Source organism: Flagellimonas taeanensis (genome assembly GCF_003584105.1).
GTDB lineage: Bacteria > Bacteroidota > Bacteroidia > Flavobacteriales > Flavobacteriaceae > Flagellimonas > Flagellimonas taeanensis.
Genome location: NZ_QXFO01000024.1, coordinates 1 through 14,604 on the forward strand (window position 1 = coordinate 1; position 14,604 = coordinate 14,604).

Below are 14,604 nucleotides of genomic sequence, written 5' to 3' on the forward strand. Positions count from 1 at the left end.
ACTGAATCAGATGGTTCAACGGAGACCTCTGAAGATGGCACTACCGATTCTTTTTCTATTGTTCTAGACAATGAGCCCTTGACCGATGTCATTTTGGATATAGTTTCTGGTGATATTGGTGAAGGTACAGTAGATCTTGCTCAGCTAACATTCACTCCAGGGAATTTCAATATTGCACAGACAGTAACCGTTACAGGTGTTGATGATGTCTTGGTGGATGGTCCGCAGACTTACAATATTACGGTAAGTGTAAATGCGGGTAGCGACCCATTGTTCACCGGTGTTGCTTCGCAGTTAGTTTCGGTGGAGAATGCGGATAATGATATTCCCATGGCAACCATTACTGCATCAGACGATACGGCTACCGAAGTTGGGGAGACTTCAGGGTCTTTCCAAGTAACTTTGAGTGCAATAAACAATACTGGTGCTGATATTATTGTCGCCTATAGTGTTGGAGTGGAATCCACGGCTGCGACCCCTGATGACGATTACGTTGCACTTACGGGCAATGTTGCTGTTCAAAATGGTCAAACCAGTGCGACAATACTTGTTTCCCCCAATGATGATGGTTTGACGGAATTGGATGAAACTGTTACGGTAACCTTGGATGCAGGGTCAGGATATACAGTAGGTACACCCAGTACAGCAACGGTCACCATCATCAGTGAAGATAATGTGCAGCCTTCTGGCTATACGGTAAACATAGATAGTGACCCCATCAATTTGGCCAACCAGAATACAGTAAGCTTTTCGTTTACTGGAGCTCCCACTTTTTTAACTTCTTTTGATTACAGATTTACCAGTGATGGTGATGGAAATGTAGCATCTGTTTCAGGTGGTGGTGCAGTACTTCTTTCAAATAGAACGTTGGATAACATTAATTTGAGCAGCTTGCCAGATGGTATCATCACCCTTACCATGACAGTTACCAATATTTTAGGAACTGAAGGACCTGAAACCACGGACACAGCTTTAAAGTTAACCACAATTCCTTCCGGGTATACGGCAGAAATAGACCAAGATCCCATTGATCAAACCAATGAGAATACGATTAGTTTCACATTTACCAATGCTGTGGTAGATGCTACCTATAATTACACCATCAATAGTGATGGAGGGGGAGTTCCAGTATCGGGGACAGGGACAATAAATTCTGCCAATCAGCAACTTACAGGAATAAATGTAAGCGGCTTGGGCAATGGCACCATCACCCTTTCCGCTACCCTTTCCAATACCAACGGAATTGGAAATGCCGCCACGGACACAGTGACCAAAAACACCTGTTTTTCAGGAACCATGGCACCTACGCTGGACAATTCAGTCCCCACGGCCTTTTGCAACAGTTTTAGCCAGGATTTGGACGACTATGTGGCCAATACGCCGCCAACAGGATCTGTGCTGCGATGGAGCACCAATTCGAACACATCTGTCACTGGGGATTATCTGGGCTCGAGTACCGTCAGTGCAACAGGGACCTACTATGGCTTTTTCTATGATGCTGTCAACGACTGCGCCAGTAACGTACTGCAGATTACCATCACGGACTGTTCCAACGTCTGTCCCACGGCGCCGTCCGCCCCACCTTTGGATGCTTCCGAACCCACGGTGTTCTGTGATGTGATCAATGTGGACCTTGACGATTATTTGACCAGTCCTGCAGCACCGGCGGGGACCGTTTTGACCTGGAGTGTGGATCCCGATCCCTTGGAAACGGATGCCCACCTGATCAGCAGCAATGTGGTAGATCCCGGTTCGTATTACGGCTTTTTCTATGATGAGGCCAATGGTTGTGCAAGTCCTGTATTGCAGATTACCTTAGTGAGGAATTATACCCCTGTGATTGAAGAAACCGTGGGGGATGCTGTTTGCGGAACAAGTGCAAGTACCGCTACTTTAAGTGCCACGGCAACCGTGGAAGATGGGAGTACCATTACTTATAATTGGTTTTCGGCCCCCACGGGCGGCACATCTTTGGGTACGGGCAACAGTTTTGTGACCCCACCCCTTACAGAAACTACTTCTTTTTATGTATCCGCTTCGGCCAATGGCTGTGTTTCGGAAAGAGTGGAAGTGGTGGCGACCGTAAACGAAACTCCCTTGCCGGGGGTTCCCCTCGAGGGCATTTCGGTCTGTAATGTGACCAGCGATGAAGGCCCGACCACTTTAGATTTGGACGAAACCTTGATCGGGCAGGACGCCGGTACATGGACAGTGGTCACCGACCCATCCAATGGAACCTTGGAGATTGGCGCAGAAAATATAGTGGATTTTACAGGTTTGCCCAGTGGGGATTATGTGTTTGAATACACCACCAATGTGGCCGTGCCCCCTTGTGAGGACGCTACCGTACAGGTGACGGTCTCCGTTTTGGATTGTGTTTCGAATGCCGCCATAGACTTGGCAATAACCAAGGAACTGAAAGATGAAATCGCCTATCTCTTGGGCGACCCCATTACCTTTGTCATTACCTTGGAAAATGTGGAGGGCAAAACCGTGACCGACATTGTGGTCTCCGATTTGCTGGACGATGCCTTCGAGTATGTGGACGATGTGGCCTCCCTCGGTACATATGACCCTACTACGGGCGAATGGACCATCAGCAATTTGGCCGCCACCGATGCAACGGCAACCTTGGAAATCACAGTGATATCCACGACTGCCGGAACCTTACAGAACACGGCGACGCTGCTCTCTTCTTTCCCGAATGATGGTGTGGCTTCCAATAACACGGCAACGGTATCGGTTCAGGTGAATCGAAGCCAATGTGAAGACCCAGGGACCATTTGTAACATATTTTCACCCGATGGGGATGGTATCAATGATCTTTTGACTTTGGTCGGTCACACATCATACCCGAACAATACCTTTGAAGTGTTCGATCGTTACGGGAACAGCGTTTTCCAAATGGATGGATACAACAGTACTTGGGACGGAACAGGAAAGAATGGAGATCTGCCCAAGGGCACCTATTTCTACCTATTGGATTTAGGGGATGGTTCTGAAGTGGTCAAAGGGTGGATTCAAATTGTAAGGAAAAACTAAGATGCCAAAAAAGAGAGTTTTGCGAACATATGGGATGCTTCTTTGGATGCTTTTGGGAGTTGGTCTGGTCCAAGCCCAAAAAGAGCCCCAATACACCCAATATATGTACAACATTGGCAGCTTCAACCCGGCCTATGTGGGCACGGTGGAAAGCCCGGAGGTCATAGGTCTGTACAGGGCACAATGGGTGGATGTTCCCGGGGCCCCGACCACCATCCGTGCCGGCGCCAATATCCCTTTCAAAAATGAAAGGACGGGACTGGGCATCAACATCGTGAACGATGAACTGGGGCCATCCCGACAGACCTATTTGGATGTGGCCTATTCCTATCAGATCCAATTGTCGGACGATACCAAGCTTTCTTTTGGTCTGAATGCGGGAGGCTCAATGCTGGACATCGATTATTCCAGGGGAACGTTCGAGAACCCATCCGACCCTTCCATTTTGGGAGAGAATTACAACAGTTTTTACCCCACCATTGGTGCTGGGCTTTTTATGTACCACGAAGAAGATTGGTATTTGGGGGTATCCGTGCCCAACTTTTTGACCAACGGACTTTATAATGACGAAGTGGCCACCATTGTGGAGGACAATATGCAGTTCAATGCCATTGGGGGCTATGTGTTCCAATTGGGGGACAGGACCAAGTTCAAGCCCGCCTTTTTGGTGAATTACCTCGAAGGATCGCCGGTCACGGTGAACCTTTCGGCCAATTTCCAGTTTATCGATGCACTGACCATTGGTGCCTCGTACCGAATTGACAATGCGGTGAGCGGTCTTGCCGGCTTCCAGATTTCCAATGCCCTGTTCATTGGCTATTCCTACGATTATGCCACCAACGGACTGGGTGAATACAGCGGGGGATCCCATGAGGCGATATTGAAGTTCTATATAGGCAGGGGAGGATTCGGTTCAGGGAACAAGGGCAACAAGTCAAGGGACAAGAACAACAACAATAAGAACAAAGGCAAACAGATAGATTCCCCTAGATTCTTTTGATATGATGAAGGCAAAGAAAATACAAGCGGCAGTATGGATTTCCCTTTTGGGAATGGCCCTATGTTTTGCCCAAGGGAAAAAATCCAAGGGAGATGTTTTCTTTTTTCAATACGAATACCAAAAGGCTGTTGCCGCCTATGAAGCCGATTTGGCACAGGGAACCTTGACGGAGCAACAGTTCTTGAACTTGGCAGATGCCTATTTCAAGACCCATAATTTCAAAAAGGCCTCGGAAGCCTATCTAGAGCTTTTCAAAAAAGACACTTTGTTGGACAGCCATCGGTACAACCGAATGTTACAGAGCCTTTCCAAGACAGCCGACCCAGAACGAAAACAGGCGTTTCTGACCACAATGGCGGCAAAGTTTCCCAAGGAACTCATGGAAAATAGGGAATTCAACGAACAAATGTTGGCAAAAGCTTCGGAAGGGACAGAACTGGACTACGAAATCTTCAACCTAAGTGTGAACAGTCCGCAAACGGATTTTGCACCTACCTTTTACAAGGACAAACTCTTGTTCTCCAGTGGCCGTATCCAAGAAAAGGGATTAAGGTATGCACCTGGCAATGAGGGGTATTTCAATATTTATGAGTCCACCATGCAGTTGGATGGACAGGCCGGTGCAGCGCAACCGTTCAAAGGTGTCGCAAGCTCCAGTTACCATAAGGCAACACCGTATTATGCACAAGGGCTTAACAGTGTGTTCTATGTGCTTTCCAATACCCAAAATGGGGAATTGGCCTTCGATCCCAACGGAAAAAATGCCCTTGCCATCGGGAAACAGACCATGGACGGCCAGTTCCATTTATTGTTGAAAGATTTGAGTACATCCTTCTATTATCCCTTCTACGATGAGGCTAGCGGAAAGCTCTATTTTGCTGCTGATTTTGAGGATGGGTATGGGGGTACGGATATTTATTATGTACACACCAACAGTGGACAGGTCATGTCCGCTCCCATCAATTTGGGACCCAGAATCAATTCTCCGGGCAATGAGGTGGCTCCCTTTATTTTTGAGAACAGCTTTTACTTCGCTTCCGATGTGTTCTACGGCCTTGGTGGTATGGACATCTATAAATCGAACATTGGGGAAGGGGGCGAATTGGGCATCCCGATCAACTTGGGCAAAGAAATCAATACGGAATATGACGATTTTGGACTGGTCATGAGGAACGAAGGTGAGGGACTGTTGGGCTATTTTGCCTCCAATCGCCCTGGAGGAAAAGGAAAGGACGATCTGTATGGGTTCAAGGTAGATGAAAAACCGGGACTGAAGACCTTGGTATTCAAAGGAAAGGTCATCAAACCCTACAATGAGAACAGTGTGCCCAAAGCAGCAATACGCTTATTGGACAGCGAAGGGAACCTGCTTGCCGAGACCTATTCGGATGAGGGGGGCAACTATCGATTGGAGGTTCCGTGGGAAAATGGAGTGGTCCTGGAAGCTCAGAAAGAACGCTATTCCAAGTTCAGGAAGCAGTTTTCGGAGGATGAATTGAACGGTTTGGAAAACAAGCCCTATACTATCGGGATGTCCCTCTACGATGATCTGGTGGGCGAAAAAGAAGGACAGGCCGTCGTGAAAATGGATAAGTTCTATTTTGGGAATGCCGCCACGCAGCTGACCCCAGAAATAGAGGCGGAACTGGATCATGTGGTGGCCTTTGTCAAGGCGTTCCCAACAGCGCAGCTCAGAATAGAAACCTATACCGACAGCAGGGGCGGAAGCAGCACCAACTATAGGCTTACACAAGATCGTTCCGATGCCATAAAAAAATATCTGGTAAAAAAAGGAGTGCCTTCCTCCAATATCATATATTCCATAGGGTATGGTGAGGACAAGATCCTGAACAGTTGCACCAATGGGGTTTTTTGTATAGAGGCATTGCACAAGCAGAACCAACGCTCACTGATCGTTGTGCTCAACGACAATGTCCTTTTCAACTAGGGCTCAGACCAACAACATCCAGCAATAATATAGTGCAAAGAGCGAAAGGAAGACCATTCCGCAGTAGGTGAGGATACGCAGCCCGTTACCGGGCCTGTCTTTCATAGGAACATCCTTGCCCATAACGGTCTTCAGGTTCATCCACCCCAAGAGCGGGGCCAATACAAAGGAAACAAAGGTGGCCAATCCGACCAGGTCGGCCATATTGGCACTGAACAGCATTATGACCATCCAGTTCACCAACATCATAAGGATCACGGTATAGGCAAAGGCATTCTTGTTCTTAAAAACAGGTTTTTCCGGGAACAGTTTTTGCATCACATCCACACTTACCCTCGAAATGGCGTCATGTGCGGTCATGCAGGTGCTGAACATGGTGGCAAAAGCGGCCACGGCAATGAAAAAATAGGCCCAGTTGCCAATGTGCACCGTAAAAAGGTTCACCAATTGGCCCGCAAAGGCCACAGCGTTTCCGCTGAGTTCCGTTCCTGTTCCGTATAGGGTCATCCAGCCGATGATCATAAAAAAGACGGCGAGGACGGCAGTCAAGATATATCCAACGTTGAATTCCTGAAGTGCAATTTTTAGGGTCGGTTTCTCCTTCATGGTCTTTAGGTTTTCCATGCCCCAAAGGCTTACCCATCCAGACGCTTCTACTGCGGTGGGCATCCATCCCACCAGCCCGATCAGAAACAGAATCCCGGCTTCATTAAAGATTTCTGGCCGTTGGAATCCTTCGGAAATGGATACGGGTCCTTTTTGCAATACCAAAATAGTGGTGATCAAAAGGGCAATGAACAGGATGGAAATGATGGCTTTCAAAGAAGTTTCCAAAAAACGGTATTTCCCTACGATCAGCAGCAGACTGATGAACAGGAACAGGTACAACGAAACGGTCCCGGGCCAAGCCGTGATCTGGAACAGATTGATGAAAAGGCCGGCGGTGACCACATACAGGGCGGCCAAGATGGTAAATGTGGAGATCAAGGTGACAAAGGCATAGATCCACAGGTAGGTCTTGCCCAAGTTCAGATAACCCTCTACCAAGCTTTTTTCTGTGACCGTGGTGTAGCGTATGCCAAATTCAAAAAAGGGATACTTGAGCAGATTGGCCAACAGTATGGGAATGACCATGATCCATCCGTATTGCGCCCCGGCCTTGGTGGAGAGAACCAAATGGGACGTTCCTATGGCCATGCTGGCAAACAGCAGACCTGGGCCAAGGGCTTTCAACAATGCTCTCATCCTGTTCGTTTGTTGGTTAATTTTAGGGCAGGAAGATATGTTTTTTTGTTGAAATTTTGTAGACTTTCATTTTGATGCACAACCCATTGTGTATTTCGAAGGTTTCTGAGGTGCAAAATGCACAATGGATTGTTTATCAATGGCTTATTTGTCCAACAATGCTTCTTGGAACAGGTTGAAGATACGGGTATATTCGTCCGTCCAGCTGCTGGGTTCCACAAAACCGTGGCGCTCTACAGGATAAACGGCCATTTCCCAATTTTCCTTACCAAGTTCGATGAGCTTTTGGGACAAGCGGACCATATCCTGAAAATGGACATTGTCGTCCACCATGCCGTGCAATATCAAGAGCTGTCCCTTGAGACCATCCGCAAAATAGATGGGGGAACTTCTCTTATAAGACAAGCTATCCGTAGCAGGAGTATTTAGGATACGTGCGGTGTAGCCGTGGTTGTAGGCCGCCCAGTCGCCCACAGAGCGTATGGCGCCACCGGCACTGAACGTTTCGGGCGCATTGAACATGCCCATCAAGGTGATGAAGCCTCCGTAGGAACCGCCATAGATACCGATCTTGTCCGTGTCGATACCATATTTTTCCATCAACATTTTGGCACCGTCCACTTGGTCCGACAAATCTTTTCCTCCCATGTGGCGATAGATTCCGGTACGCCAATCCCTGCCATATCCGGCACTTCCCCTATAGTCGATGTCCAATACGGTATAGCCATTGTCCACCAAAAGGTTATGGAACATGTACTCCCTGAAATAGGAACTCCACCACTTGTGTGCATTCTGAAGGTAACCGGCGCCGTGTACAAAGATCACGGCCGCCTTGTTCTTTACAGAGGGGTCAGGTTGGTACAAGCGGGCATGGACTTTCGCGCCGTCCGAAGCCTCAAAGGTGATGATTTCCGGATCCTTCCATTCATAGGCGTCAAAGGCATTGGTGTTGGAGCGGGTAATCTGTACGGCCTTTGTAGTCTCCTTGGTAAACACAGGATTTTCTTGAATAAAAAGTTCCGTAGGTCTGTTGGAATAGGAGTAGAGGATGGCCATGTTTTTTTCATCGGGGGAAAGTGTGACTTCGTTCCCGCCCACTTCATGGGTCAACTGCTCCATTTTACCACCTTTGAGGGGCATGGTATAGAATTGGCGGTCACCGGGATGGTTTTTGTTTGCCGTAAAATACCATCTGGATTCGTCTTTGGAGATGAAGGGGTCATAGATTTCGAATTCACCCGAAGTCAAGGCCTTGGCCTTTTTGGAACTGATGTCCATGGTGTACAAATGGGCATATCCCGTTTTTTCGGACATGAACCAGAACTCTTTGCCATTGGGCATCCAACCTAGGGAGCCACCTCCCCATCCACTGATGCCGGGTCCCGCGATCCAGGCCTCGTCGTGCTGTCGGTCCAATTGCTCCACGGTTCCTTTCTCGGGGTCAAGAAGTACGATCCAACGGTCCTTGTAATCATTGGCCTGTATGTCCAACAAGGCCTTGGACCCATCCGTGCTCCAGGTGGGTCCACCGATGGAACCCAAGCGATTATCGTTTTTATAGGGTTTGTCGGGATACTCCTTGGTGTATTCGGGCACGTAGTCCAATCCTTCCAGATTGTCGAGGACCACCGGGTAGCTTTTGCGTTGCGCAATATTGTACACGAACATTTCAAATGTGGTAGGTTCGTCACCGACCTTGGAACGGGTGTTCTGGTCTTCCGTGTAGCCGGATTCCGTAACAAAGTGGGGAACAATGGTGCTTTTGGTTTTGGGCCTGTCCATCAGCACATAGGTAATGTAGCGCCCGGAAGGATCTATTTGCTGTCCGATGACCGTTTTTCCATTGGTCACCAATTCCAGAGGTTCCAATGCTTTCAACTTTTCCTCCAGTTTTTCCCCGGCATCCTTTTTGGCCTTACGCTCCCGGAGCACATCAAAAAGTTCCAATTGGTCCTGGTACAGCCATTCGTCCTTGGAGTCCCTTTTGGGCTCACTGTCCTTACTTTTCACAAAGTTTGTCAGTTGTTCCGTGGTTCCGGTGGCCATATCCCATACATATAGATTATCGCCTTTGGTGTAAGCTATTTTGGTACCTTTATGGGTGAAATGCGGATCGCCTTCACGATCTTGGGTCTTGGTGATGGCTGTGGCTGTATAGGTGGCGATGTCCAACAGGAAAATGTCATTGTTCTTGGTATAAACACCCTTGGTTTTGGTATCGTTGTAGGTGATGCGGGAAGCGGGTAGGGCGGCAGCCGTCAAAAAATCCACTTTACGGACATTTTTGGTTGCTGTGGAGTAGGCATACAGGGAATCGCTCATGGCCCCGTCAGGGTTCCAATCAAAATAGAGGGTCTTTCCATCGGTAGACCAATGGGCGTTTGAAGGTCTATGGCCTACAAAATCGTCCCCTTTCATGATCTCTTTAATGGTCAAGGAAGAGTTGTTGCCTTTTTGGGCAAGCAATCCAAAGGATGTGAAAAGTAAAAAAACAACAGAGGGTATAAATTTTCCCATATTGGACAGAGGTTTTTAGGTTGTCAATGTATTCTTTCAAATATCGTGTATTTTGTCGGTTTTTGTTCTACATTATTTTGACAAAAGATAGAACATTGGGAAGTGAAAAGGGCCGCACTATTGTGCGGCCCTTTTGTTATGGTTGCATAACGGTTAGGGTTGTATCAGTTCCAACAGGTTGATGTCCACGGTCCCGGACACATTGAGGTCATTGCCTGAGCCATTGTTTGCGGCGGCCACGGAAAAGGCATAAGAGAAGGTGAGATGGTTGCCAGCATTGGGGTCAAAGGTGAGATCGGTAAATGTCATTTCAGAGACCCCAGCACCCCCGGATTCGTATGTGTCATCGAGCATAAAGTATTTATAGTCATCGCCCACCACGCCATGTTTGAAGTCAAACACTACGGATTCTATGTTCTCTGTTTCTTCACCTAGATTGACCACGGTCAGTTCCCAATCGATGTAATTAATGGTGTAGGTACCTTCGGGTGAACTGAGGAATCGGCGAAAGTTGAAGAAATACTGGGTATCGTTCCCATTTTGGGTGATGACGACAATATTATACTCATCAAAATCATCTGGGTCGATTGGGGAATACCGATAGATAGCAGAATCCTCAAATGGGATGTTGTCCGGTCTGGTTCCACTAAGTTCCAGTGTAAGGAAGCCATATTTGGCCAGTTCTTCCAGTCCGACACCGTCCAATCCATCGGCCCCGTTCTGTCCGGGTTCGCCATCCTGTCCATCGGCTCCGTCCTGTCCATCGGCCCCATTCAGACCATCTTTGCCATCTGCGCCATCAATGCCGTCCACCCCATCTTTTCCGTCCTCAATGGAACAGGAGGTCATGGTCACCCCTAGGGCAAGTACAGCAATGCCAAAAAGTTTGATTAGTTTCATACCTATATAGTTTTGAGTTCAAGAAACTAAAGGTAGCGGTGCAACGCATTGGAAGTTAGCGTAATTGACGAATACCTTGTTTGAATTGACGGATGCTGGGTTTGGGTTAACCAATGTGACTTTTTCCATTTTTCAATGACCGCACTATTGACTTCATGTGGGTTTGGAACGATGGATTTTTCGGACAAAATCGAGCCGCAAAATCAAATGTTGAAGTATCTTTGCTTCGTGAAAAAAGGGTATAAATTATTGGGGATGCTCCTTTTGGCATCGATCTATTTTTTTGGGATCGGTGTTTCCAGTAGGGTCGTTTCTACTCCAGATGTCGGACATTCCGGCAAGGGTGCCTATTTCTCTGTGGCCAAGACCACCTTGTTCTGCGAGGTTCCCCAACCTGAAACTTCTTTTGACAAGGTCAACGATTGTCCCGCTTCAAGTCCCAATGTGTTCTTTGCGGGCAATGTCGGTGTACAAAGACCGCATGAAATTTTGTTCGGCGCGACTGGACGACAGTACCTCCGCTTTTCGGTCAATTTTCTGGTACGGCATCGAAAGGCCGACCTCATTTTTCCCTTCCATTATTTTTGGTGATTCCTTTTTGGGCATTCTTGTTTAAAAATGGATCCATTCAGGTCCATGGCTTTGCATGCGCAAGGCCCAACACCACTTTCATTACTATTTAAAATCTAAAAAAAAATGGAAATAGACTTTGGGACCCTTTTGATAGGTTCCATAACCGTGGCCATATGTGCCGTCCCCTTTGTCCTGACCATTGGTGGCAGAAAACGAAGGGAAAAACAGATGATGAGATCACTTTATGCCATGGCCGCTCAACACAGCTGTGTGATAGGACTGCGTGAGTTCTGTGGGAATTATGTTCTGGCAATGGACAAGACAGGCAGGTTTGTGTTCTTTCACCGAATGATCAAGAAAAAAACAGAGGAACAGGCCGTGGACCTTATGGAAATAGCAACCTGTAGACCCATGAACATCGGAAGAAAGATTGCCGGTGAACGGGTAGTGGAACGCCTGGGACTGGAATTTGTGCCTATGGATAAAGCCACTTCCGAGATCCATTTGGAACTGTACAACAACGACCATAGTTTCCAATTGCGTGGAGAATTGCAATCCATGGAAAAGTGGGTAAAGTTGATCAATGAAAGCTTGAATAAGTTGCGGCCGGTGATATAACACCTATGAGAAAAGCCGAGATGAAAGTCTCGGCTTTTTTTGTACTCGAGGCGGGACTTGAACCCGCACGGGCAAATGCCCACAGGATTTTAAGTCCGGCGTGTCTACCAATTCCACCACTCGAGCTTGTCTGCCGTAGGCATGACAGGACTTAATCTTTCGTATGTTGCTTCTTCTGGTTTTGGATCAAACTCCTTAAAAACTCTTTTCCAAACCCAGATTTCAATTTTATCTCTTCAATTCTAGCTTCAGCCCTTGTCTGAAAATCTTTTTCAAAAATCAACTCAAAAGGTCTATAAGGCCTAGTGGTTTTGTTTTTGTCTGAATTGTGTTCATTTAACCTTCTTTCCGTATTGGATGTGATACCTACGTAAATATAGTTTCTTTCCAAACTAGATATCGCATAGGTATAGAACATAATCCACTTTTTCAATTTGTTTCTACCAACCTGCCTGCCGGCAGGCAGGTTCCACCACTCGAGCTGGACTTGTAAGTAAAAAAAAACTCCACTCGAGGGGATTGAGCGGAGTCGAAATCGAGCGAAAAACGGGATTCGAACCCGCGACCTCCACCTTGGCAAGGTGATGCTCTACCAACTGAGCTATTTTCGCATTTTAAAGAACCCTACACTTTTTCCGAGCGCGGATGCAAATTTAATATATTTCTTTAAAATGTAAAGTGTTTTCCATAAAAATATGGAACGAGGTGTGACTGTAAAGTTCAGTAACCTCTTTTTCATCCTCCCACTCCTTGGTCTTTCAAGGCTCTTTCCGTTTCAGTACCTTGTCCTTCAGCACCTTGTCCTGTACCTGTTTGGCGTAATTTCGGCTCACGGGAATTTTATGGCCCTCCTCTAAGATCAATTCGTGGTTCTCCAACGACCGTATTTTGGCAATGGGCACGATGTACGACTTGTGCACCCGTATAAAGGCATCCGTGTCCAGGTTTTCCTCAATGGTCTTTAAGGGCATCAGGCTCATGTGCTTGTCCGAAGTCGTGTGGATCAACACATAATTTTCCAGGGACTTTACAAATAGGATTTCCGAAGTGTAGATCTTTTGGTAGCGACCGTCACATTTCACAAAAAAATAGGGTTGTTCGGGAGCTGCCTCGGTTGGTTCTTTAGTGCCTAATTTAAAGGAGTGGTACCGAACCGCCTTGGTCACTGCCTTAAAAAAGCGGTTGAAGGTGATGGGTTTCAACAGGTAGTCGATCACATCAAACCGAAAGCCATCCAGTGCATAATTGGGAAAGGCCGTGGTAATGATGACCATGGGCAGATCGTGGCGTACCTTTAAAAAATCCAACCCCGTCAAATAGGGCATCTGGATGTCCAAAAAGATGAGGTCAATGGCCTGTTTTTCCAACATTTGGTCCAATTCCAGGGCATTTTCCACCGTGCATACCAGCTCCAAATGGTCGATTACCTGCACATATTCCTGCAGCACCTCCCTGGCGAGCGGTTCGTCATCCACGATTATGCACTTCAGCTTTTTTGCCATTCCAGTTTCAATAGTACGGAAAATCTATCTTTTTGATCATCAATATGTAACGAATGCGATTCGGGATACAATAAATGCAACCTGCGTTCCACGTTGGTCAGCCCGATGCCTCTGGGCCGTTCATCCTCACTGCTGAGTCCATTGGGGCCTTTACTGTTTTCAATATGCAATTTGAGATAGACGTCGGTCACTTTCAGCGTCATCCGGATAAAATTGGGTTGCCCTTTTCCTTTGGAAACGTGTTTGAACGCATTCTCCACAAACGGAATCAGGATGAAGGGGGCAATCGATTTTTGATGCAGCGTCTGGTCCAAAATATCGAACTGCATTTCGGTATGTTCGGGATCTAACCGCAGTTTTTCCAGGTCGATGAAGTTTTCAATGAACCGTAGTTCTTTTTCCAACGGAATCTGCTCATCGTTGCACTCGTACAATTGAAAGCGCAGCATGTCCGAAAAATTGGCCAAGGATTCCGAGGCCAGATCGGGGTTTTTGTGGATCAACGCAAAGATGGAATTGATGGTATTGAACAAAAAATGCGGATTGATCTGCGATTTTAGGTATTTGAGCTCTGTTTCCAGGTGTTCCTTTTCCAATCGCAACCGCCTTTTTTCCGCTTGGAGCCAATTCTTACCCAGTTTAATGCTCATCCCCAAGGTCATACTGGCCACGGTGGAGGGCAGGGCCCACACAAAATAGATGGTGGTGAATTGGTACGGATATACCCCAAACAGCTCGAATAGGGACTTTCCGGAAAGATAGGAAGCCAAAAAGTAACCACTCACAATAAAGGCATTGCAGACCAAAATGGTAGCCAATACCGAAAAAATATAACTGGCATAGCTCCCAACATACAACAACTTTGGGATGAGGTAATACAGGTTGAAATACACCCCGATGATCTGGAAAATCACATAAAAATAGAATTTGAGGGAAGAGTCGCTGTGGAGCAAATACTCCCAAACCTCGGAAAGACTGCCCACGTTGATGGTAAGCCATACCAAATGATACCCCAACCAAAAGGGGATATGGTACAGTTTGAGCCGCAGGGCCATTTTTTTTAGGCGGTTGAAATCCATCAACAAGTTCATAAATCAGTACAAGTTACTTTTTTTGATTATGTGCCCGAGCCAAATTGACGACCTGCCGCAAATAATTGACGAAAGGCATTTTACATCATTATCTGGGAAAAGACGCAGGAAATCAATGAAGCATCCCCAGCGGTCAATCCAATTATGATGGCATGGCGAAGCAACCTT

The 14,604-nt window shown here is 47.0% G+C and carries 11 protein-coding genes and 2 tRNA genes; 5 read left to right on the plus strand and 8 right to left on the minus strand.

Annotation, left to right across the window (positions count from 1 at the left end; genetic code table 11):
* The 3 genes from D2V93_RS12015 to D2V93_RS12025 all read left to right on the plus strand — a co-directional run.
* On the plus strand, positions 1-3,042 hold a 3,042-nt coding region (locus tag D2V93_RS12015), incomplete at its 5' end, for a T9SS type B sorting domain-containing protein (RefSeq protein ID WP_119619676.1).
* A 19-nt stretch (positions 3,043-3,061) separates the two neighbouring features.
* Complete coding sequence (locus D2V93_RS12020) at positions 3,062-4,042, plus strand: PorP/SprF family type IX secretion system membrane protein (RefSeq protein WP_417935372.1); 981 nt, start codon at positions 3,062-3,064, stop codon at positions 4,040-4,042.
* Position 4,043: 1 nt separating this feature from the next.
* Positions 4,044-5,990: an OmpA family protein gene (locus tag D2V93_RS12025; protein WP_119619678.1), complete on the plus strand. Its 1,947-nt coding sequence runs from the start codon at positions 4,044-4,046 to the stop codon at positions 5,988-5,990.
* A gap of 3 nt (positions 5,991-5,993) precedes the next feature.
* Here the strand turns inward: D2V93_RS12025 and D2V93_RS12030 are convergent, their stop codons facing one another.
* The 3 genes from D2V93_RS12030 to D2V93_RS12040 all read right to left on the minus strand — a co-directional run bounded on the left by D2V93_RS12030 (position 5,994) and on the right by D2V93_RS12040 (position 10,652).
* Positions 5,994-7,235, minus strand: coding sequence for an NRAMP family divalent metal transporter (locus D2V93_RS12030; protein ID WP_072878305.1), 1,242 nt, complete (start codon positions 7,233-7,235; stop codon positions 5,994-5,996).
* A gap of 144 nt (positions 7,236-7,379) precedes the next feature.
* Entirely contained in the window at positions 7,380-9,752 is a 2,373-nt protein-coding gene (locus D2V93_RS12035; RefSeq protein ID WP_119619679.1) for a prolyl oligopeptidase family serine peptidase, read from the minus strand.
* 153 nt (positions 9,753-9,905) lie between these two features.
* Positions 9,906-10,652: a collagen-like protein gene (locus tag D2V93_RS12040; RefSeq protein WP_119619680.1), complete on the minus strand. Its 747-nt coding sequence runs from the start codon at positions 10,650-10,652 to the stop codon at positions 9,906-9,908.
* A 207-nt stretch (positions 10,653-10,859) separates the two neighbouring features.
* Between D2V93_RS12040 and D2V93_RS12045 the strand changes: the two genes are divergently transcribed.
* Together D2V93_RS12045 and D2V93_RS12050 are read left to right on the plus strand one after the other, a co-directional pair.
* Positions 10,860-11,243: a hypothetical protein gene (locus D2V93_RS12045; protein ID WP_147377408.1), complete on the plus strand. Its 384-nt coding sequence runs from the start codon at positions 10,860-10,862 to the stop codon at positions 11,241-11,243.
* Positions 11,244-11,348: 105 nt separating this feature from the next.
* A complete protein-coding gene (locus D2V93_RS12050; RefSeq protein ID WP_119619682.1) occupies positions 11,349-11,843 on the plus strand; it encodes a hypothetical protein in 495 nt (164 codons plus the stop codon).
* A gap of 42 nt (positions 11,844-11,885) precedes the next feature.
* On the opposite strand, the gene D2V93_RS12055 is transcribed toward D2V93_RS12050, so the two are convergent.
* From D2V93_RS12055 to D2V93_RS12075, 5 genes are all read right to left on the minus strand, one after another.
* A tRNA-Leu gene (locus tag D2V93_RS12055) sits at positions 11,886-11,969 on the minus strand.
* Positions 11,970-11,994: 25 nt separating this feature from the next.
* Positions 11,995-12,261, minus strand: a complete 267-nt coding sequence (locus D2V93_RS12060) for a GIY-YIG nuclease family protein (protein ID WP_119619683.1) — start codon at positions 12,259-12,261, stop codon at positions 11,995-11,997.
* 120 nt (positions 12,262-12,381) lie between these two features.
* Positions 12,382-12,454 (minus strand) — tRNA-Gly (locus tag D2V93_RS12065).
* Between the two features lie 147 nt (positions 12,455-12,601).
* Entirely contained in the window at positions 12,602-13,345 is a 744-nt protein-coding gene (locus tag D2V93_RS12070) for a LytR/AlgR family response regulator transcription factor (RefSeq protein WP_119619684.1), read from the minus strand.
* Complete coding sequence (locus D2V93_RS12075; protein WP_119619685.1) at positions 13,330-14,436, minus strand: sensor histidine kinase; 1,107 nt, start codon at positions 14,434-14,436, stop codon at positions 13,330-13,332. Before D2V93_RS12075 ends, D2V93_RS12070 begins: the two co-directional genes overlap by 16 nt.
* Positions 14,437-14,604: the final 168 nt, after the last annotated feature.